We start from the raw sequence: 20,049 nt of genomic DNA on the forward strand, positions 1-20,049 counted from the left end.
AATTATTCTTGTGTTGTAGTGGCTTGAGGTTGAAGCACGGTCGATACTCGTTCATTTGAATTACCATCTGCGAGTAATTTTTGTGATGAGATTTTGTAGCGAATTTTTGTACCGCGGATGATGCTGTCGTCTTGTGATAGCATGGCTTGATCTATCATGGTCAACTGATCATCAGCCATGATGTAATAGAGCTCTTTTGCCTCACCGTATAAGGTTTTTCCATCGTCGGTTAATTGTGAAAACGTAGCAAGATTGCCATACCCTTCAATCTCTTGAATGGAGCCATCTTTCGCATCACGAGTCACAATCACTTTGTCGGCGTTGATATTGATACTACCTTGTTTGAGTTTTACATCACCAAGGAAAGTCACTTTGTTGCTTTTCATGTCGAGCTGTTGGCTGTCAGAATCGATATAAATCGGTTGAGCATTGTCGGTAGACAATGCCAATGCGTGACCAGAAATCGCTAAACAAGCAATAAGACTAAGGTGTGAGAGTTTCATATCTACCTTGTACATGGTTATAAAGAATAGCGGTATTGTCGGCAAAGTTGCCTTTCATCGCTTGTCCTTGTGTTTCAAATTGTGGCCCAACCAAATCGACCTGATTATCGGCCCAAAAATCGCGATTATTGAGTTGAATGCTCATCTTAATGGTTGAAAGCGTATCAAAACCAGAATCCGCTAATAGGTTTTTTGCCAGTACGTCGTCATATAGTGTCAGAACTTGCTCTTCATCGAGCACGCCGCGTTTGGCGGTAATCTCCCACTCTTGCACAATACCATCACGGAAGACTTTGAGTATCGGGTACTCGAAAATGGTGTCGCCACTTTTTGCGTAATGATCCAGATGCGTCGATTGAATGATGTAGCTGCGGATACCTTGCTCGTTATAGGTGGTATTGTCGAGATTTTTTCCACTAAATGACGGTAACTCCAAGTTCGGAGCAACTTGTATCTCGGTATTTTGTTCTTTATCGAACAAGTAATAGGCTGACCACGATGCGATAAAAATCAGTATCACATAGAGGACACGAGACACACTCATATGCTTAAACCTTTGTGTGCATCTAACTCACCGCGAGCTTGCAAAATTAAATCACACACTTCGCGCACCGCGCCATGTCCACCTTTTATGTGGGTCACGTAGTTTGCGCGTTTAACTAATAGCGGGTGGCCATCCGCGACACAGACTTTCAGCGCGACTTTTTCCATTACCGGCCAATCAATTAAGTCATCACCAATATACCCTGTGTGTTCTGGCGCAATATTGAGCTGGCGACAAATATCTTGATAGGCCTTGACCTTGTCATCCTGCCCTTGGTAAATCAATGCAATGCCTAATGCATTCATGCGATTTTCGACAATTTTTGACTGTCTACCTGTAATGATCGCCACTTCAATGCCAGCATTCATCAATGATTTTATGCCGTAGCCATCTCGAGTGTGGAAGGTTTTTAGCTCTTCGCCTTGGTTACCCATATAAACTAAGCCATCAGAGAAGACGCCATCCACATCGCAGATCAGCAATTTGATCTGCTTGGCTATGTCGAGAATAGTCGCTCGGACCGGGCCGTAGAGTGTATCAATCATGGCCATTACATCACTCCCGCTTTGAGCAAATCGTGCATGTTTAATGCACCGACCAATGTGCCATTTTCGCACAGCATCAAGCCATTGATTCGTTTATCTTGCATTAGGTTTAACCCTTCGACCGCGAGCATGTTAGGGTTTGCTACCGTTGGGTTTTGCGTCATCACCTCGCTGATTGTCGCGCTGTGAATATCGATTCGTTTGTCTAAGATGCGGCGTAAATCGCCATCAGTAAAGATACCAATAAGCTGCATGTTGCTGTCAACTACCGCTGTCATCCCCAAGCCTTTTTGACTGATCTCAAGTAAGGCATCGCGGATCAATGCATTTGGTTGCACTGTTGGTAGTGCATCGCCAATGTGCATGATATCAGAGAGCTTGAGCAACAATTTTCGACCTAAAGCCCCACCGGGATGAGACAGCGCAAAATCTTCAGCGGTAAAGCCGCGTGCTTGCAAGAGTGCGACGGCTAACGCATCGCCCATTACAAGTGTTGCTGTAGTGCTGGAGGTTGGCGCAAGGCCAAGCGGGCATGCCTCTTGTGGGACGGTGATTTGCAAATGAAGATCGGCCAACTTTGCCATATTCGATGACGGGTTGCCTGTCATGCTGATGATGCGAATATTGAGCCGTTTTAGCACAGTAAACAGCGACAAAATTTCCGAGGATTCGCCAGAGTTTGAAATAGCAATTACGATGTCGCCACGCTCGATCATACCAAGATCACCGTGCGCCGCTTCTCCCGGGTGTACGAAAAATGCCGAAGTGCCAGTACTGGCTAAGGTCGCGGCAATTTTCTTACCGATATGGCCTGATTTACCCATACCCATCACCACAACTTTGCCGTGTTCATTGGCAATGATCATTTCACACGTTTGGCAAAATGAGTCGTCAAAGTATTGCTCTAGCTGTTGTAAAGCCGCCATTTCGGTGGCAAGAACTTGCTGTGCAACGCTGCGATAATCAAACTGATTCGACATTCGATACTCCGAGTTTGGGTTAAGCGGTCATATTCATAAGTAGATAAGCTTGGTATCCGATAAAAGCGAGGAAGAGCACGCCTCCCTCAATGCGGTTAATACTACGCGATTTGCCTAAAGCCATGGCAACCAGTAGCAGAGATACGCCAAGCATCACCCAAAAATCGCGTCCCATCGCATGCTCACTGAGTATCGATGGATTAAGAATGCCGGGTAAGCCCATCACGGCAAGAATATTGAATACGTTCGATCCAATAATATTGCCCACTGCCATATCATCTTCACCTTTCAACACGCTTGTGAGTGAGGCGGCCAATTCTGGCAAGCTGGTCCCAACAGCGATGATCGTCAGACCAATCACCAAATCACTCATACCAAAAAACTTGGCAATGACGACAGCGTTATCGACTAACACGCTGGCAGCAATCGGCAGGATAATAAGCCCAATCACTACCCAAATAGCCGCTTTTGCATTGCTCACGCCTTGCGGTATTTCAGATTCCTGCTCGGCAAGTAGCGCGTCACCATTTTTTTGTTCGTTACGGCTAATGCGTAGCATCGCGATGATAAACACGGCGAAAAGTGCAAACAGCAACACACCTTCATAGAATCCTAAGTGGTTATCCCACAATAACGCACCCGCAAGTAATGTGACCGCAATCATCAGCGGCAGTTCACGGCGGAGCACCGCAGAACTAACTGACAGCGGTTTGATCAGAGCCGTAATACCCAAGATCAAAGCAATATTAGCGATGTTAGAACCGAGTACGTTACCGACGGCAGTATCGGTTTTTCCATCCAAAGCGGCCGTTGCCGATACCATCATCTCTGGTGCTGATGATCCCATTGCTAAAATAGTCATGCCGATCACTAATGGCGAGATGCCGAAGTTGCGAGCAAGCGCGGCAGAACCAAAGACTAACTTGTCAGCGCTCCAGACTAAAAACACCAAACCTACAATGAGAAACGCTACCGCTTCGATCATGATGATACCTAATTAATGAAATGAGTGAAAAAATGATGCAATTAACCGCTAATTTTGACGTGTTGGTTGCGAAAAGGGAAGCTGAAGATCCAATTAATTACGTTCAATTCATGGTTTAGTCAGCTATCCATCAATAAATGTCCGGAAGATTGTTTTGGCGAAAGATGGAGCTTTACTTTAGGATGTAATTGAACAGTGCTTTTAATTTTAGAACGTTATGCTTATGATTGCCCATCATTTTGGGGCGGATAATAATAGTGAAACACTCATGATGCCAATCAACGATCTTGTCACAATCAAGAATTTAACCTTCTCCCGTTCAGGACGTAAGATATTCAACGACGTGAGCCTAAGCGTTCCACAAGGAAAAATTACCGCCATTATGGGGCCGTCTGGTATTGGTAAAACCACTTTGCTACGTCTTATCGGCGGACAATTGTTCCCTGAACAAGGTGAGATTTGGTTCGATAAACAAAACATCCCGATGCTCAGTCGCAAAAAGCTGTATCAAGCTCGTAAAAAAATGAGCATGTTATTTCAGTCGGGCGCGTTATTCACCGATTTAAATGTGTTCGATAATGTGGCTTTCCCTTTACGTGAACACACTCAATTAGATGAATCGCTGATTAAGACATTAGTTTTATTAAAATTAGAAGCGGTTGGTCTGCGCGGTGCCGCCTTGCTCATGCCGAGCGAATTATCCGGTGGTATGGCAAGAAGGGCTGCATTAGCGCGCGCGATTGCGCTGGATCCGGAACTGATCATGTATGATGAGCCGTTTGTGGGGCAAGACCCGATCACCATGGGCGTGCTGGTGGAATTGATCCGCAATTTGAATCAAGCTTTAGGGGTGACCTCGATAGTGGTCTCTCATGATGTTCCTGAAGTGATGAGCATTGCCGATTGGGTTTATCTACTGGCCGATGGCAAAGTGATTGCCAAAGGAACGCCAAGCGATCTTTACCAAAATAGCGATCCTCGCGTACAGCAATTTTTACAAGGCGAGGCTGATGGCCCTGTGCCATTTCGCTTTCCAGCGCAAAGCCTAGAAAAGGATTTATTCTCATGATGTCTAGATTGACTGACTGGATTGAAGGGCTCGGTCGCCGTACGCTCGAATTTTGCCAAGCCTTTGGCAAAGCGAGCTTGATGCTGTTTGGTGCATTAGTGAGCCGCCCACGGCCTATTCAGAATTTTCCATTATTAGTGAAGCAGCTCTACAGCGTTGGTGTTCAGTCGCTGGCGATTATTGTCGTTTCTGGCTTGTTCATTGGCATGGTGTTGAGCCTGCAAGGCTATGTGATTTTGGTCGATTACGGCGCGGAAGGTAGCCTTGGGCAGATGGTCGCGCTCTCTTTATTGCGTGAACTTGGCCCCGTGGTGACTGCGCTGCTGTTTGCTGGGCGTGCTGGTTCTGCACTTACCGCCGAGATTGGCCTGATGAAAGCCACCGAGCAACTTTCCAGTTTAGAGATGATGGCGGTTGATCCGCTCAAACGTATTATCGCTCCTCGCTTTTGGGCTGGGCTAATATCAATGCCGTTGCTAGCGATGATTTTTATGGCGGTTGGTATTTGGGGAGGCCAGCTTGTTGGCGTGGATTGGAAAGGGATTGATCACGGCAGTTTTTGGTCTGCGATGCAGTCATCGGTAGAGCTAGGACAAGATATTGGCAACAGTATGATCAAGTGCGTGATGTTTGCCATCACAGTGACTTGGATTGCACTGTTTAACGGTTACGATGCTATTCCAACCTCGGAAGGTATTAGCCGTGCCACCACAAGAACCGTAGTGCATTCGTCTTTAGCTGTATTAGGGCTAGACTTTGTACTCACCGCATTGATGTTTGGGAATTAATCATGCAGCAAACACGAAAAATAGAACTTTGGGTCGGTAGCTTTGTCCTTGCTGGAATTTGCGCAATTCTGGTGATGATTTTTCAGGTCGCTGACGTAAAAGGGTTGGGCTCCAACCATACTTACCAACTGAAAGCTGAATTTGACAATATCGGTAGTTTAAAAGTGCGCTCGCCAGTCAAAGTGGGTGGTGTAGTCGTTGGGCGAGTGGCCGAGATTAAACTCGATAGAGAGAGTTTGCTGCCTGTGGTTACTATGGCTATTAACAGTCAATATGATCAATTTCCAGAAACGTCGAGTGTGCAAATTCTAACTTCTGGATTGATTGGCGAGCAGTACATTGGGCTTGTGCCTGGTTTTGTCTTTGAAGATGAACAAATGTTAAAAGAGGGCGATTTAATTGAAGACACAAAATCCGCCCTCGTATTAGAAGATTTGATTGGCCAAGTGCTGTATAGCGTCGGTGGTGGCTCACAAGAAAAAGGTAAGGAGTAACAACAGTGTTTATAACGACAGTGTTTATAACAACAGAGTTTATAAAAACAGTGTTTAAACGGACGTTGATTTTTGTATTTACCCTCGTTGCCGCCATGTTTGTGCAAGCGGCCAATGTGGATAAAACCCAGCCCTATAGCATGATGAAGCAGGTGTCTGAAACGGCATTTACTCGTTTGAAAGCCGAACAAGAAGCGATTCACCACCATCCTGAATATTTGAAAGAAATCGTGGAACAGGAGCTGATGCCTTACGTCAATGAGCAGTATGCGGCACTGAAGTTATTGGGCCCAAACTTAAAAGGGGCCAAGCGTGAAGATGTCGCCACTTTCATCACCGCATTTCGTGCCTATCTTGTCAGTGCATATGCGCAAGTATTGACTCAGTACAGTAACCAAATTATTGAGTTCGAGCCTGAACAGGCGGTGTCGGATGATAAACGCATTACTAGCGTGAAAGTGGATATTATTGATACGCCACGACCGAACATCAAACTTGAGTTTAAATTGCGTAAAGAGAAAAATGGCGAATGGCAAGTCTTTGATATGATTGCAGAAGGAGTGAGTTTGCTCTCCAGTAAGCAATCTGAATGGAGCGGTAGAATTCGCCAAGATGGCATCTTAGCGGTTGCCAATGAACTGCAACAATTGGCGGATCAGCCGATCCGTTTTGAAGGTAAAGCGCAATGATTCATCCGCAGTGGCATCAAACTGATATGCCGATTGCGGCTTTGTCGGGCGCATTAGACAGAGAGCATGTGCCTGATTTATGGGCGTTTATCCAAAAATGGAACCCGGTGAGTACACAGTTTGAGATTGAACTGAAAAACGTTGAACGCATAGACTCTGCCGGAATGGTGATGTTAATCCACCTAATAGAGCATGCAAAAAAACGAAACTGTCATATAATGCTCAGTTTCGTGCCAGAGCAACTGCGCACACTATTCCAATTGAGCAACATTGATCGTTTAATGGCTCAACATATAAAGAATTAAGCAGGGGAACATTGTGGATAGCGCAAAAGTACAACAGTTATTAGAACAAGCACTAAACCTTGAAGAGATCCACGTCAAAGGTGAAGGTAGCCACTATGAAGTTATCGCTGTTGATGCTTGTTTTGCAGGGATGAGTCGCGTTAAAAAACAACAACTTATTTATGCTCCACTGATGGATTACATTCAAAGAAACGACATTCATGCTCTTTCTATTAAAGCGTTCACACCAACAGAGTGGGCTCGTGATAAAAAGTTGATGTCGCTGTAAGGTTTATTGATGGAAAAGTTTCGAGTTATTGGGTCAACACAACCTCTTCAAGGTGAAGTGACCATTTCCGGTGCCAAAAACGCTGCACTGCCTATTTTATTTGCGTCTATTTTGGCCTCTGAGCCAGTAGAAGTGGCCAATGTGCCACACCTTCGTGATATTGATACCACAATGGAACTGCTCAAACGTTTAGGCGCTAAAGTCGAACGTAATGGCTCAGTTCATGTCGATCCTAGTCAAATTGATGAATATTGCGCGCCGTATGATTTAGTCAAAACCATGCGTGCTTCTATTTGGGCTCTCGGTCCATTAGTGGCTCGTTTTGGTTATGGACAAGTCTCATTGCCTGGAGGCTGTGCCATTGGCGCCCGTCCTGTCGATCTGCATATTCACGGTTTAGAGCAGCTTGGTGCCACCATCACCTTAGAAGATGGCTACGTGAAAGCCAGTGTCGAAGGTCGTCTACAAGGTGCACACATCGTCATGGATAAAGTGAGCGTGGGGGCCACCATTACTATTATGTGCGCTGCAACCCTTGCCGAAGGCACAACCGTGCTCGACAACGCTGCGCGTGAGCCTGAAATTGTCGATACCGCACTGTTTTTGAATAAGCTCGGTGCGAAAGTGTCCGGTGCAGGCACCGATACCATTACCATTGAAGGTGTTGAACGTTTGGGTGGTGGTAAACACGCGGTTGTGGCTGATCGCATTGAAACGGGCACGTTTTTAGTCGCGGCAGCTGTTTCTCGCGGAAAAATTGTTTGCCACAACACTCACTCGCATTTGTTAGAGGCCGTGTTAGCAAAACTGGAAGAAGCGGGCGCTGAGATTGAAACGAGCGAGGGCTGGATAAGCCTTGATATGACCGGAAAAGAGCTTAAGGCGGTTTCGATTCGCACTGCGCCTCATCCTGGCTTTCCAACCGATATGCAAGCACAATTTACCCTACTCAATATGATGGCAAAAGGTGGTGGCAAAATCACTGAAACCATCTTTGAAAACCGTTTTATGCATGTTCCTGAACTGATGCGTATGGGAGCAAAAGCGGAGATTGAAGGGAATACCGTGATTTGTGGTGATGTGGAATCGTTGAGTGGCGCGCAGGTGATGGCGACCGATCTACGTGCCTCAGCCAGCCTAGTGATTGCCGGTTGTATCGCAAAAGGTGAAACCATCGTCGATCGCATCTACCATATCGATCGCGGTTACGAAAGAATTGAAGATAAACTGTCGGCTCTTGGCGCTAATATTGAGCGCATTCAAGTCAGCAGTTAAACTCTCGCTCATGCAATGGAGCCGAAATCTCTGGGTTTCGGCTTTTTTATCTTTGCTCATTTTTTATCTTTGTTCCATGGAGAACTGAAATGATTGCTCTTTTGCGTCTATTGGCCGTCGCACTGTTTGCCATTGTGATGTTTGTTTTTGGATGTGGTTACTGCTTACTTAGCCCACGCAATCCCAAACATGTATTTACGTTTGGGCGTTTATTTGCCCGTATGTCAAAATTGATGGGCATTAAATTAGAACTGCGTATCCCAGAAGATGCTTATCAACGCGGCCAGCACATCTACATTGCGAATCATCAAAATAACTGGGATCTGTGTACTGTTGCTGCGGCTGTGACGCCGAAAGTCGTGACAGTAGGAAAAAAAAGCTTAGTTTGGACACCTGTATTTGGTCAGTTGTATTGGTTAACAGGAAATATTTTAATTGATAGAGCCAATCGCAACAAAGCCAAAGGCACCATTGATCAAGTTGTCGATAGCATCAAAACCAGTGATGTGTCTGTGTGGATGTTTCCAGAAGGTACTCGCTCGCGTGGCCGTGGCATGCTGCCCTTTAAAATGGGGGCGTTTCATGCGGCAATTGGCGCCGGTGTGCCGATTATCCCTATCGTTTGCAGCTCAACTAATGATATTAAGCTTAACCGTTGGGACAATGGTCATGTGATTGTTGAGATGCTGCCACCGATCAGTATTGAAGGATATGGGAAAGAAAACTTACGGGAATTAGCGACATTATGCCGTGAGCAGATGGTGGCCAAATTAGCGCAACTGGATGAAGAAGTCGCGATGCTTGATGGTAAGCAAGTCAGGTCTCGCAACCAGTAACAGGTTAATCTTGGGTAGTCTCCTAGAAGCTTGTTCTACAAGCTAGCAAATAGAGAAAGCCTCGAACGGAGTCGAGGCTTTGGCAAAGTGTTCAACATCAAGTTAGGCTGATTCCAATACGTTTATAGCGGATAACGCTTACTTACGTACCGCAATTGCTTCAATTTCAATACCCACATCTTTGGGTAAGCGAGCAACTTCTACGCATGAACGCGCCGGGTAGTTTGCCACGTTATGTTCATCAAAAAACTTACCGTAGACTTCATTCACCGTGCCAAAATCATTCAGATCTTTAACAAATACAGTCATTTTTACGATGTCAGAAACCGTTAAGCCAGACGATTCCACCACCGCTTTTACGTTGTCGAGAGATTGACGAGCTTGCACTGCGATATCTGTTGACACTTCACCAGTGACTGGGTTGACTGGAATTTGCCCTGAAGTCAGCACCATATTGCCAAGATCGACACCTTGTACATAAGGGCCAATTGCGGCAGGAGCCGATTCTGTATGAAGTACTTTAGTCATGATTGTGTTCCATCTATTTTTATGGGAAGAGTAGGCGTCAGTTTGCCTTTAAAGAAAGGGCAGGTAAAGTGCAAAATGCCCCACTAAAGTGAGGCATCGGTAGACTTAAATGAGGTTATATTATGACTCGCGTTCGGTCACAATCTCACGTGAGTAAACTTTCTCACAATACTTACATTTCAAACGAATATCATTTTTCTTTTCGAAAACCTTAAAGCTGCTCTCGACCGGTTCATTGTGGGAAATACAGTTGCTGTTTGGGCAGGCAAAAACATCATTGATCTGCTCAGGCAGTGTCAACGCTAGCTTTTTCACCACTTGGTAGTTTTCGATTTGGTTGACAGTCGCATGCGGTGCATAAAGTGCTAATTTATTGGCTTGGGCTTCATTAATGAATACATTCTCAATCTTTAGCAGATCTTTTGCGCCCAGCGCCGAAGAGGGTAAATTTAAGCCAATCGTGACACGTTGATGAGAATTGTGCATATCGAATAACTTTAATACTTTAATACCGATTTGCGCAGGAATGTGGTCGATAACCGTGCCGTTTTTAATGGCTTCAACCTGCAATTGAGTCTCTTTAGTCATGGTTGGGGCTCCTTTATTACAGGGTTTCGTTTAACACAAGCGCCAGCAAAGCTTCACGGGCGTAGACCCCGTTTTCTGCTTGTTGGAAGAAGTAAGCGTGCTTCGTTTTGTCCACATCGACGGTGATTTCATCCACGCGCGGAAGCGGATGCAGCACTTTTAAGTTATCGCGTGCGCCTTCAAGCATGGCGGCTGTTAAAATGTACGCCGATTTAATGTGCGCGTACTCTGATTCATCAAAGCGCTCTTTTTGGACGCGCGTCATATACAGAATATCTAACTGTGGAATAACGCTTTCCATATCGGTGTGCAGGCTGTATTCAATGCCTGCATCATCTAACTCTTCGCAAATATAGTCAGGCATTGCTAGCGCATCCGGCGCAACAAAGAAAAAGCGAATGTGGTTAAATTTAGCCAAAGCTTGGGTTAAAGAATGGACGGTACGGCCATATTTCAAGTCGCCAACAAAGGCGATATTAATGCTATCTAAGCGGCCTTGTGTTTCGGCAATGGTGAACAAATCAAGCAGTGTTTGGGTTGGATGCTGGTTAGCGCCGTCGCCAGCGTTAATCACAGGAACGCCGTTTGAAAATTCAGAGGCTAAACGTGCTGCGCCTTCTTGGGGGTGGCGTATCACAAACGCATCCACATAAGAGGAGATCACTTGTACTGAATCGGCCAGTGTTTCGCCTTTTTTCGCCAGTGACGTGTTGCCACCATTATCAAAGCCAATCACGCTGCCGCCGATGCGTTGAATAGCGGTTTCAAAAGACAAACGAGTACGAGTCGATGGCTCAAAAAAGCAGCTTGCTACCACTTTGTGCTTAATCAGCTCTGGTTTTGGTTCCGCTTTGAGTTGGCCTGCGGTTTTCACAATCAATTCCAGCTCATCACGAGAGAGATCCGGAATTGAGATAATGTGCTTTTGATAAAGCGAATTCACCATGGTCGTCTTCCCTATAATTTTCTAATAGCCATAAAAAAGCCCCCCAATAGGGAGGCTTTAGAAATCAAGAGAGGGGAAAAATAACGCGCCCAGTAAGTCAGCACGCTGACCTACATTGAATCGAATTGGGTTGTAGATGTGAATAACAACGTCCATTTTCATGGCTACCCCTCAGACAAATTGCTGGGGATTATACGCTTTCGTTGTGTGAGCGCAAGCGATTACCTCATAATCCTCTTCATCATTGGCACTGTCGCTGCGTTAGCTGCTTTCACTCACCCAAATCACTTACTCATGTAAGTTCATCGGGCTTCGTTCTCTTGCTGCCTTGCGACAGCACCAATGATTTTGAGGATTAAAAGTCGCTTTGGCGCTGTCGCTGCGTTAGCTGCTTTCACTCACCCGAATCACTTACTCATGTAAGTTCATCGGGCTTCGATCCATTGTTGCCTTGTTTTTTTTAAGCGTCGAGAGTCGCGACCATCACAGCTTTGATGGTGTGCATGCGGTTTTCAGCTTCATCAAACACAATCGAATACTCAGACTCAAATACCTCTTCGGTGACTTCCAACCCTTTCATGCCATATTTTTCCGCCACCTCTTTACCTACAGTGGTTTCGTCGTTATGAAACGCAGGCAAGCAGTGCATAAATTTTACCTGTGGATTACCAGTTTGCTTAATCACATTCATATTGATTTGGTAAGGTGTCATTAAGGCCACGCGTTCATCCCATGCATCGGCCGATTCGCCCATGGAAACCCAAACGTCGGTATAGAGAAAATCGCATCCTTGCACGCCTTCTGGTACATTTTCAGTGAGCGTGATTTTGGCTCCCGTCTGCTTGGCAATTTCTTGGCAAGTGGTGACGAGTGACGCTTCTGGCCAAAACTGTTTGGGTGCAACGAGGCGAATATCCATGCCCATTTTTGCTGCGCCCACCATCAGTGAATTGCCCATGTTATTGCGTGCATCGCCTAGATAAGCCAGTGACACTTGGTGCAACTGTTTACCACGGCCATGCTCAATTATGGTTAAAAAGTCAGCTAAAATCTGTGTTGGGTGGAACTCGTTGGTGAGCCCGTTCCATACAGGAACGCCAGCATGTGCGCCAAGCTCTTCGACAATGTCTTGTCCAAAACCACGATATTGGATGCCATCGTACATTCTTCCGAGTACGCGCGCGGTGTCTTTCATCGACTCTTTATGACCAATTTGCGACCCCGATGGCCCGATGTAAGAGACTTGAGCGCCTTGATCAAACGCGGCCACTTCAAATGCACATCGTGTTCGTGTTGAGGCTTTCTCAAAAATCAGCGCAATATTTTTACCCGCTAATCTTTTCTGTTCTGATCCGGCGTATTTCGCTTTTTTGAGATCAGCAGAGAGATTGAGCAGAAATTGGATCTCTTTCGGCGTGAAATCGAGCAGTTTTAGAAAGTTGCGGTTGCGTAAATTGAAAGCCATATCCCAGTCCTAAACGGTGAATGATGAATGGCCTTAGTAAAACATATAAATGCTAAATTTGTGAATAATTATTTTAAAATAAAGGCGAGATATTAATAATATCTCGCCTAATGTGACTATAAATTCTCTTCAGCGAATTCGGCCAAGCGGCTGCGCACGACGCCATTTAAGTGAATGTTGGCGCTGCCTTCAAAGTTTTTAAAGCGCTCAACCATGTAGGTCAAACCTGAGGTCACCGGGGTTAAGTAGTGGGAGTCAATCTGCGCTAAGTTACCAGAGCAGACAATTTTAGTGCCCTCACCACAGCGCGTGATGATGGTTTTGATTTGAGAAGCGGTTAAATTTTGACACTCATCGAGTAACACAAAGGCATTTTGGATTGAGCGCCCACGCATAAAGTTGATCGATTTAAACTGGATATTGGCTTTATCGCAGATGTATTTGAGTGAACCTTCGGTGCAGTGATCGTTTTTGTGCAAGGCTTCCAGTGTATCCGTTACCGCGGCCAGCCACGGCATCATTTTCTCTTCCTCTGTTCCGGGTAAGAAGCCGATCGACTCTCCGATATCTGGCGTGTTACGGGTGACGATGATCTTATCGAACATCTTCTTCTCAATGGTTTGTTCAAGAGCGGCGGCCATCGCGAGCAGCGTTTTCCCGCTACCAGCGGCTCCAGTTAAAATCACCAAATCAATGCTTGGATCAAGCAAAGCATCAAGTGCCATCGCTTGGTAGATATTTTTCGGGGTGATGTCCCACGCTTTGCGGTGCATCATTCTCTCGCGGCCAATATCAAGCAGCGTGATTTTGTCTGTGTTGATTTCATGCACGCGCGCCGAAAAATCGCTTTCTTCATCAATGACATATTGATTAATAAAGGTCGGATCAAATGGCGCCTTATCTAGCGTATGAAAGGCTTTTCCGCCGACGGTTCTGCTCTCAACTTCATCGACGTTGCTCCAAAAGTTGCCTTCACGAACTTGGAAGCCTTTGGTCAGGTACTGAACATCATCAATCAATTGGTCTGTGCGGTAATCCTCAACATAGCGCACGCCTGCACCTTTAGCGCGCAATCGCATGTTGATGTCTTTGGTGATGAGAACCACAGCGCGTGGCGCTCGTTTCGCTTGCAGGTAAAGAACAGCATTGAGGATACGGTTATCGCCGGCTTTGTCAGCAAAAGCTTTGACGGTTTCTTGCAACTCAAAGTCGGCAAGGATCGAGATAGTTCCCGTCTTGCTGGCCTCTTTAGAGAATGGAATACCTTCGGTAATTTCGTCTGGGGTGGCATCGTGAAATAAGTGCTCTAAAGCACGAATTGCGACCCGCGCATCTCGTGCAACATCGCGTTTGCTGTCTTTGATCCGGTCAAGTTCTTCAAGAACGGTCATCGGAATGACCACGTCATGCTCTTGGAAGGAGTAAATGGCTAAAGGTTCATGAAGCAGGATGTTGGTATCAAGTACAAACAGTTTCCGATCGGTATCGCCCATAAGCGTCTCCTTGCTGCTACGCAGCGTGCTTAACAAAAGATGCCAGCAAGTAGAGGTTATCGATCAATGGATGCCGGTAGTGACTCGATCGCTCGATGACTTACTGCAAGCCTGTGTTGATACTCATTGTCTGTTTGGTTCTGCATGCTTCGTGCCAGAATCATCCTGTTGACTGGTAAAGCAAGCATCGTTACAACAAGTATAGCAACCTTGTTTACTACAAATGCCACCGATTTCTTACAGTTTGATGTCAACCAAAAGTTGAAGAAAAAAATCTTGGTTATCCTTCGCTTTACACGTGACCTGTATCACGCCATCAAGTAAGATTAGCGACCTTTTTCTGCACCATACTCCAACAACAATCATAATTAGGGGTTGCCTTCACGTGGTAGCAGATCGATACAATCCATTCCAAATAAATAAGGTAGTCGATTCATGAGTTTTGCTTTGGGGCAACGCTGGATAAGCGATACAGAAAGTGATCTTGGTTTAGGTACTGTGGTGGCGCTTGATGCGCGTACTGTGACCTTGATGTTTGCTGCATCAGAAGAAAACCGCGTTTATGCACGCAGTGACGCCCCGGTAACACGAGTGACGTTCAATAGCGGCGATGTGGTTGAAAGCCAAGAAGGCTGGTCACTACGCGTTGAGCAAGTTGTTGAAGAACAAGGACTACTCACTTATCTCGGTACGCGCGAAGACAACGATGAAAGCGGCGTGGCGCTACGTGAAATTTTCTTAAGCCACCAAATCCGTTTCAACAAACCGCAAGATAAATTGTTCGCAGGTCAAATTGATCGCATGGATAATTTTGTGTTGCGTTATCGCGCCCTCACTAACCAATATCAACAACACAAAAGCCCAATGCGTGGTTTATGTGGCATGCGCGCGGGCCTGATTCCTCATCAGCTTTATATCGCACATGAGGTTGGCCGTCGCCATGCGCCCCGCGTGTTATTAGCCGATGAAGTAGGGTTAGGTAAAACCATTGAAGCGGGGATGATCATTCATCAACAAGTGCTTTCTGGCCGCGCGGAACGTATTTTAATTGTGGTGCCGGAAACCTTGCAGCACCAATGGTTGGTGGAGATGATGCGTCGCTTTAATCTTCATTTCTCCATTTTTGATGAGGAGCGCTGTGTTGAATCGTTCGCTGAAGCACACAACCCTTTTGATACTCAGCAATATGTGCTTTGTTCGCTCGATTTTCTGCGTAAAAGTCGTCAACGTTTTGAACAAGCACTTGAGGCGGAGTGGGATCTATTGGTGGTGGATGAAGCGCACCATCTAGAATGGAGCCAAGATAAACCAAGCCGCGAATACCAAGTGGTCGAAGGGCTAGCGCAAAACACCCCAGCGGTACTGCTGCTAACGGCAACGCCGGAGCAATTGGGCCGTGAAAGCCACTTTGCGCGTTTGCGTTTGCTCGATCCCGATCGTTTTTACGATTACGAGGCGTTCGTTGAAGAAGAAGAGCAATATGCGCCCGTAGCCGATTCCGTCAGTGCCCTGTTTTCGGGTGAGAAGTTGCAAAACGAAGCCAAAAACCAAATCACTGAGCTACTTTCAGAGCAAGATGTTGAGCCGCTGTTTCGCATTATTGAAAGCGATGTCGATGAAGAGAGCAAAGCCTCTGCTCGCCAAGAGCTGATTGATAATCTGATGGATCGCCATGGCACAGGCCGCGTGCTGTTTAGAAACACCCGCGCTGCGATTAAAGGATTCCCTGTGCGTAATGTGCACTTGATGCCGATGGAAATCCCCGCGCAATACACGACCTCGATGCGAGTGGCTGGCATGATCGGCGGTAAGCTCAGTGCTCAGGCTCGCGCGATGAAAATGCTCTATCCCGAAGAGATTTTCCAAGAGTTTGAAGGCGATGATGCAAGCTGGTGGCAGTTTGACTCTCGCGTTAACTGGCTACTTGAAAAAGTGAAAGAGAAACGTAGCGAAAAGATTTTAGTGATCGCTTCTCGCGCTAGCACCGCGTTACAACTGGAGCAAGCACTGCGTGAGCGTGAAGGCATTCGCGCTACCGTTTTTCATGAAGGTATGTCGATTTTAGAACGTGATAAAGCCGCCGCTTATTTCGCACAAGAAGAGGGTGGCGCGCAAGTATTGATCTGTAGTGAAATCGGCTCTGAAGGGCGTAACTTCCAATTTGCTAACCAGTTGGTGATGTTTGATCTGCCGTTTAACCCAGATCTTTTAGAGCAACGCATTGGCCGTTTGGATCGTATTGGTCAACACCGTGATATCGATATCCATGTGCCGTACCTTAAAGGCACATCGCAAGCGATTTTGGCGCGTTGGTTTGATGAAGGCTTGAATGCATTTGCTGAAACCTGCCCAACAGGCCGCGCTGTGTATGATAAATATGCCGATGATCTGATTGACATGCTGGCTTCGGGAAATATCGATACGTTGGATGAGATCATTGAACAGTCGGCAACGCTCAACAAAACGTTGAAGGCTCAGCTTGAAAAAGGGCGTGACCGACTTCTTGAAATGCATTCAAACGGTGGCGAAAAAGCATTGAAAATCGTCGAAAGTATAGCATCAACGGATGGCGATACTAACTTGGTTACTTTCGCTTTGAGCTTATTTGATGCGATCGGTTTAAACCAAGATGATCGGGGTGAAAACGCGCTGGTGGTCACACCATCAGAGCACATGATGGTGCCAAGCTACCCCGGTTTGCCGTATGAAGGAGCGACCATCACTTTTGATCGTGATACGGCATTATCGCGTGAAGATATGAATTTCATCAGTTGGGAACGCCCGATGATTCAAGGCGGGATCGACCTACTGATGAGCGAAGGGGTGGGAACATCGGCGGTTTCTCTGCTGAAAAATAAAGCTCTGCCTGTTGGGACTTTGCTGCTTGAGTTGATCTATGTGGTGGATGCACAAGCGCCAAAACGCAGTGGTATCAGCCGCTTCCTTCCTCAAACACCAATCCGTTTGATGATGGATGCGCGTGGTAATGATCTCTCCGCGCAAGTTGAGTTTGAAAGCTTCAATCGCCAATTAAGCCCAGTGAATCGTCATTTGGCCAGCAAGCTCGTTACGTCAGTACAAAATGATGTGCATAGCTTAATTGCTGCCAGTGAAAGCCAAGTTGTGAGCCGTGTTGAAGCGATTCGTGAACAAGCGCAAAAAGAGATGCAGTCGAGCTTAAACGGTGAACTGGAGCGCTTATTGGTGCTTAAAGCAGTCAACCCGAACATTCGTGATGAAGAGATCAGCGCGATTGAAGAGCAGATTAACGAGTTAAGCGGTTACATCGGTAAAGCGCAATTCCAACTGGATTCGTTGCGTTTAATCGTTGTGACGCATAACTGATCCCTTTACTTGGCCTTTGTGGCGTTACATTAAAAATAACAAAGGCCTTTTTCGATAAGGCCTTTGTTTTGTCTGCTGTTACATAATCCACTTCCACCAAATAAACAGCGCTAAAAAGCCAAACAGATAAACAAGTCCTACGATAGACAGTGCTTTGAGTTTTTTTCCTACCGCGAGTTCAGCCGGTAAAGGTGTTTTAGTCACCAGAATATAGTTGAGCAGCGCAAAAATTGGCGTGGTCATAAACGCCATGATCATCGCAAAATTCAGCATTGTCATCAGTGCTGAAGCCCAAAAGGCAATGATGGCCAGCGCTAAAGCCGATACCACGATGACCCAAGCTTGGTAGCAACGTGGGCTTTGGCTCTCTTTGTTTTGCAAAAGACGTTGTGATTCTGCAATCACTCGTGAATAGCCATCAATGACGGTGATGGTGCTGCCAAAAATACAGAAAAAGGCGATCACTGCAATTAAATAACGTGACCACTCACCTATGGTTGAAGCGTACAATCCGACCAATTGATGCGAAAAGCCGACGCCAGATTTCGAGAGCTCAACGCCTGTCCCGTGTAGTACTAAGGCACCAAGCGCCAAAAATACAATCGCCAAGATTTCAGTACCGATATAGCCCACATTGAAATCAAATAGCGCGGATTGCGGCGTCACTTGCTGCTCTTGGCATTGACGTTTTAGCCACACCGAAGTGATGCTCGAAATCTCAATGGGTGCGGGCATCCAGCCCATAGTTACTACCAAAAAACCAATCGCGGCGAGTGTCCAAGGTGAAGGCGAAATGGTTTCCACTACTATCTGCGCTGGGGTTGCGACGGCAATCACCACGGCGAGTAAGGTAGCGATTGTCAGTACTGCCATAATCATTTTAGAAAGTGAGTCGAGCGCGCGAAAGTGGCCTGCAAAAAGGATCAGCAAACAAGTGGTCAGCACAATCACGGAAAGAACAATATTGCCTAGCTCAAAAGGGACAAAATAGGCCAGTAAGCTGGCGCTAAACAGCAGTAACGCGGCGGTATTTATAATGGCCGATACCACGCTTAAGATGGCAAAAACCCATAAGTAAGCGCGCCCGAGATGAGCATAGCCTTGTACTAAACTTTTGCCTGTCCCCATGGTGTATTGAATGCCAGCCTTAAAAAAGGGGTATTTTAATAAGTTGACCAGCAAAATGAGGCCTGCGAGTTGCCAGCCATAAATTGCACCTGCTTGAGTTGATGCGACGAGATGAGAGCCGCCGACGGCGGCGGCGGCCATCATAATGCCCGGCCCGAGTGAACGAAGCAGTTGTGGCAGGGTTAAACGTTTGGCCGATTGATAAGGGACGCTGTGTTCCATTCTTGTTCCTTAGACTTGATGTTGTGTTATTTATAATTTTTGCTTTTGAAGCTGACTTTAATGTCAAGCTCATCAATCAATATCACACCCAGTTAATCTGTCAATTTTAAGTGACATTTTAAGTGATGTTTCTAAGCAAGGCTGACCTACTGACGATTTCGTGATTTAACGAAACTAAGATGACTCTTCTCTATTGGCTTGGCGGAGAGGTTGTTATAATGCGCCGATTTTTTTAGGAGAAACTTTCGATGGCTATGCTTGAATACACGCCGCCCACAGATCCTTGGATTGATATTGTCTATGAAGATGATCAGATTCTCGCGGTGAATAAACCTTCAGGTCTGCTGTCGGTTCCAGGACGCCTGCCTGAGCATCACGACAGTATGTGGAGTCGTTTGGCTGAGCAATATCCAGAGATCCAAGTTGTGCATCGTTTGGATATGTCGACTTCTGGCTTGATGGTGCTGGCAAAAAATAAATACGCGGAAGGGGCATTGAAAAAGCAGTTTCAATACCGTTTAACGCATAAAATTTATTACGCTCGCGTGTGGGGCGTAATGGAACTTGACGAGGGGGCGGTTGAATTACCCCTGATTTGCGATTGGCCAAATCGGCCTAAACAGAAAGTCTGCTTTGAAGATGGAAAACCATCAAAAACTTTATATCAAGTAGCGAAAAGAGAAGAAAAAACCACAATTGTACGTCTTTTCCCTGTGACTGGCCGTTCGCATCAATTACGTGTGCACATGCAAGCTTTGGGGTATCCGATTGTGGGTGATGAGTTTTATGCCCCGCAAGAAGCGCAAGATTTTTCCGATCGTTTAGCATTGCATGCCGCAGAGCTCAGTTTTTATCACCCAAAGAGTCATTGGCTGCGCAATATTTTTGTCGGCTGTGATTTTTATCCCGAAGCACAAGAGCAAATTTTGCAACACTTTGATCCTGAGCGAAAATTACCAGATTACAAAACGTTGCCCCGACCTTAGTGTGATGTAAAGGGTACAAAATTCACATCTGCTGATGGCGTGAATAAATAAAAAAGGTCGGTATTTT

General features: G+C 46.1%; 21 protein-coding genes. 10 read left to right on the plus strand and 11 right to left on the minus strand.

Going from position 1 to position 20,049, the window contains the following annotated elements; genetic code table 11:
• Positions 1-2: 2 nt before the first annotated feature.
• From lptA to VOR_RS0106015, 5 genes are read right to left on the minus strand one after another with little or no spacing between them, the layout of a single operon-like run.
• Entirely contained in the window at positions 3-503 is a 501-nt protein-coding gene (gene lptA, locus VOR_RS0105995) for a lipopolysaccharide transport periplasmic protein LptA (RefSeq protein WP_010318819.1), read from the minus strand.
• Positions 484-1,047 (minus strand): LPS export ABC transporter periplasmic protein LptC, encoded by a 564-nt coding sequence (gene lptC, locus VOR_RS0106000; RefSeq protein ID WP_010318820.1) that lies wholly within the window; start codon positions 1,045-1,047, stop codon positions 484-486. The genes lptA and lptC overlap by 20 nt, the downstream gene beginning before the upstream one ends.
• Positions 1,044-1,598 carry a 3-deoxy-manno-octulosonate-8-phosphatase KdsC gene (kdsC, locus tag VOR_RS0106005; RefSeq protein ID WP_010318821.1) on the minus strand — a complete coding sequence of 185 codons (555 nt, stop codon included), beginning with the start codon at positions 1,596-1,598 and terminating at the stop codon, positions 1,044-1,046. The genes lptC and kdsC overlap by 4 nt, the downstream gene beginning before the upstream one ends.
• A complete protein-coding gene (kdsD, locus tag VOR_RS0106010; protein WP_010318822.1) occupies positions 1,598-2,572 on the minus strand; it encodes an arabinose-5-phosphate isomerase KdsD in 975 nt (324 codons plus the stop codon). Before kdsD ends, kdsC begins: the two co-directional genes overlap by 1 nt.
• Before the next feature lie 19 nt (positions 2,573-2,591).
• Positions 2,592-3,557, minus strand: coding sequence for a calcium/sodium antiporter (locus tag VOR_RS0106015; protein WP_010318823.1), 966 nt, complete (start codon positions 3,555-3,557; stop codon positions 2,592-2,594).
• Between the two features lie 271 nt (positions 3,558-3,828).
• On the opposite strand from VOR_RS0106015, the gene mlaF reads away from it, so the two are divergent.
• The 8 genes from mlaF to VOR_RS0106060 all read left to right on the plus strand — a co-directional run bounded on the left by mlaF (position 3,829) and on the right by VOR_RS0106060 (position 9,281).
• On the plus strand, positions 3,829-4,626 hold the full coding sequence (mlaF, locus tag VOR_RS0106025) for a phospholipid ABC transporter ATP-binding protein MlaF (RefSeq protein ID WP_010318824.1): 798 nt from the start codon (positions 3,829-3,831) through the stop codon (positions 4,624-4,626).
• Positions 4,623-5,414: a lipid asymmetry maintenance ABC transporter permease subunit MlaE gene (gene mlaE, locus VOR_RS0106030; RefSeq protein ID WP_010318825.1), complete on the plus strand. Its 792-nt coding sequence runs from the start codon at positions 4,623-4,625 to the stop codon at positions 5,412-5,414. The genes mlaF and mlaE overlap by 4 nt, the downstream gene beginning before the upstream one ends.
• Positions 5,415-5,416: 2 nt before the next feature.
• On the plus strand, positions 5,417-5,908 hold the full coding sequence (gene mlaD / locus VOR_RS0106035) for an outer membrane lipid asymmetry maintenance protein MlaD (protein WP_010318826.1): 492 nt from the start codon (positions 5,417-5,419) through the stop codon (positions 5,906-5,908).
• 50 nt (positions 5,909-5,958) lie between these two features.
• Positions 5,959-6,597 carry a phospholipid-binding protein MlaC gene (gene mlaC / locus VOR_RS0106040; protein WP_029626941.1) on the plus strand — a complete coding sequence of 213 codons (639 nt, stop codon included), beginning with the start codon at positions 5,959-5,961 and terminating at the stop codon, positions 6,595-6,597.
• Positions 6,594-6,902, plus strand: coding sequence for an STAS domain-containing protein (locus tag VOR_RS0106045; RefSeq protein ID WP_010318828.1), 309 nt, complete (start codon positions 6,594-6,596; stop codon positions 6,900-6,902). Before mlaC ends, VOR_RS0106045 begins: the two co-directional genes overlap by 4 nt.
• A 13-nt stretch (positions 6,903-6,915) precedes the next feature.
• On the plus strand, positions 6,916-7,170 hold the full coding sequence (gene ibaG / locus VOR_RS0106050; RefSeq protein WP_010318829.1) for a BolA family iron metabolism protein IbaG: 255 nt from the start codon (positions 6,916-6,918) through the stop codon (positions 7,168-7,170).
• A 9-nt stretch (positions 7,171-7,179) separates the two neighbouring features.
• Positions 7,180-8,445: a UDP-N-acetylglucosamine 1-carboxyvinyltransferase gene (murA, locus tag VOR_RS0106055; protein WP_010318830.1), complete on the plus strand. Its 1,266-nt coding sequence runs from the start codon at positions 7,180-7,182 to the stop codon at positions 8,443-8,445.
• Positions 8,446-8,534: 89 nt separating this feature from the next.
• Positions 8,535-9,281 (plus strand): 1-acylglycerol-3-phosphate O-acyltransferase, encoded by a 747-nt coding sequence (locus VOR_RS0106060; protein ID WP_010318831.1) that lies wholly within the window; start codon positions 8,535-8,537, stop codon positions 9,279-9,281.
• A gap of 138 nt (positions 9,282-9,419) precedes the next feature.
• Here VOR_RS0106060 and VOR_RS0106065 read toward each other — a convergent pair whose 3' ends face one another.
• From VOR_RS0106065 to VOR_RS0106085, 5 genes are all read right to left on the minus strand, one after another.
• Positions 9,420-9,809, minus strand: coding sequence for a RidA family protein (locus VOR_RS0106065; protein WP_010318832.1), 390 nt, complete (start codon positions 9,807-9,809; stop codon positions 9,420-9,422).
• Between the two features lie 120 nt (positions 9,810-9,929).
• Entirely contained in the window at positions 9,930-10,397 is a 468-nt protein-coding gene (pyrI, locus tag VOR_RS0106070) for an aspartate carbamoyltransferase regulatory subunit (protein WP_010318833.1), read from the minus strand.
• Between the two features lie 16 nt (positions 10,398-10,413).
• Positions 10,414-11,343, minus strand: a complete 930-nt coding sequence (pyrB, locus tag VOR_RS0106075; RefSeq protein ID WP_010318834.1) for an aspartate carbamoyltransferase — start codon at positions 11,341-11,343, stop codon at positions 10,414-10,416.
• A gap of 460 nt (positions 11,344-11,803) precedes the next feature.
• Complete coding sequence (gene argF / locus VOR_RS0106080) at positions 11,804-12,808, minus strand: ornithine carbamoyltransferase (RefSeq protein ID WP_010318835.1); 1,005 nt, start codon at positions 12,806-12,808, stop codon at positions 11,804-11,806.
• A gap of 116 nt (positions 12,809-12,924) precedes the next feature.
• Positions 12,925-14,301, minus strand: a complete 1,377-nt coding sequence (locus tag VOR_RS0106085; RefSeq protein WP_010318836.1) for a PhoH family protein — start codon at positions 14,299-14,301, stop codon at positions 12,925-12,927.
• Between the two features lie 435 nt (positions 14,302-14,736).
• Between VOR_RS0106085 and rapA the strand changes: the two genes are divergently transcribed.
• Positions 14,737-17,646 carry an RNA polymerase-associated protein RapA gene (gene rapA, locus VOR_RS0106095; RefSeq protein ID WP_010318837.1) on the plus strand — a complete coding sequence of 970 codons (2,910 nt, stop codon included), beginning with the start codon at positions 14,737-14,739 and terminating at the stop codon, positions 17,644-17,646.
• Positions 17,647-17,724: 78 nt separating this feature from the next.
• Here rapA and VOR_RS0106100 read toward each other — a convergent pair whose 3' ends face one another.
• Entirely contained in the window at positions 17,725-18,996 is a 1,272-nt protein-coding gene (locus VOR_RS0106100) for an NRAMP family divalent metal transporter (protein ID WP_010318838.1), read from the minus strand.
• 248 nt (positions 18,997-19,244) lie between these two features.
• Here VOR_RS0106100 and VOR_RS0106105 point away from each other — a divergent pair, with 248 nt between their 5' ends.
• On the plus strand, positions 19,245-19,982 hold the full coding sequence (locus VOR_RS0106105; RefSeq protein WP_010318839.1) for an RluA family pseudouridine synthase: 738 nt from the start codon (positions 19,245-19,247) through the stop codon (positions 19,980-19,982).
• Positions 19,983-20,049 lie beyond the last annotated feature (67 nt).

The organism is Vibrio ordalii ATCC 33509, from assembly GCA_000257205.1.
GTDB classification, from domain to species: domain Bacteria; phylum Pseudomonadota; class Gammaproteobacteria; order Enterobacterales; family Vibrionaceae; genus Vibrio; species Vibrio ordalii.

Coding starts and splice junctions, on each gene's coding strand:
- lptA (WP_010318819.1), bottom strand. CDS start 503: ATGAAACTCTCACACCTTAGTCTTATTGCTTGTTTAGCGATTTCTGGT.
- lptC (WP_010318820.1), bottom strand. CDS start 1,047: ATGAGTGTGTCTCGTGTCCTCTATGTGATACTGATTTTTATCGCATCG.
- kdsC (WP_010318821.1), bottom strand. CDS start 1,598: ATGGCCATGATTGATACACTCTACGGCCCGGTCCGAGCGACTATTCTC.
- kdsD (WP_010318822.1), bottom strand. CDS start 2,572: ATGTCGAATCAGTTTGATTATCGCAGCGTTGCACAGCAAGTTCTTGCC.
- VOR_RS0106015 (WP_010318823.1), bottom strand. CDS start 3,557: ATGATCGAAGCGGTAGCGTTTCTCATTGTAGGTTTGGTGTTTTTAGTC.
- mlaF (WP_010318824.1), top strand. CDS start 3,829: ATGCCAATCAACGATCTTGTCACAATCAAGAATTTAACCTTCTCCCGT.
- mlaE (WP_010318825.1), top strand. CDS start 4,623: ATGATGTCTAGATTGACTGACTGGATTGAAGGGCTCGGTCGCCGTACG.
- mlaD (WP_010318826.1), top strand. CDS start 5,417: ATGCAGCAAACACGAAAAATAGAACTTTGGGTCGGTAGCTTTGTCCTT.
- VOR_RS0106045 (WP_010318828.1), top strand. CDS start 6,594: ATGATTCATCCGCAGTGGCATCAAACTGATATGCCGATTGCGGCTTTG.
- murA (WP_010318830.1), top strand. CDS start 7,180: ATGGAAAAGTTTCGAGTTATTGGGTCAACACAACCTCTTCAAGGTGAA.
- VOR_RS0106060 (WP_010318831.1), top strand. CDS start 8,535: ATGATTGCTCTTTTGCGTCTATTGGCCGTCGCACTGTTTGCCATTGTG.
- VOR_RS0106065 (WP_010318832.1), bottom strand. CDS start 9,809: ATGACTAAAGTACTTCATACAGAATCGGCTCCTGCCGCAATTGGCCCT.
- pyrI (WP_010318833.1), bottom strand. CDS start 10,397: ATGACTAAAGAGACTCAATTGCAGGTTGAAGCCATTAAAAACGGCACG.
- pyrB (WP_010318834.1), bottom strand. CDS start 11,343: ATGGTGAATTCGCTTTATCAAAAGCACATTATCTCAATTCCGGATCTC.
- argF (WP_010318835.1), bottom strand. CDS start 12,808: ATGGCTTTCAATTTACGCAACCGCAACTTTCTAAAACTGCTCGATTTC.
- VOR_RS0106085 (WP_010318836.1), bottom strand. CDS start 14,301: ATGGGCGATACCGATCGGAAACTGTTTGTACTTGATACCAACATCCTG.
- rapA (WP_010318837.1), top strand. CDS start 14,737: ATGAGTTTTGCTTTGGGGCAACGCTGGATAAGCGATACAGAAAGTGAT.
- VOR_RS0106100 (WP_010318838.1), bottom strand. CDS start 18,996: ATGGAACACAGCGTCCCTTATCAATCGGCCAAACGTTTAACCCTGCCA.
- VOR_RS0106105 (WP_010318839.1), top strand. CDS start 19,245: ATGGCTATGCTTGAATACACGCCGCCCACAGATCCTTGGATTGATATT.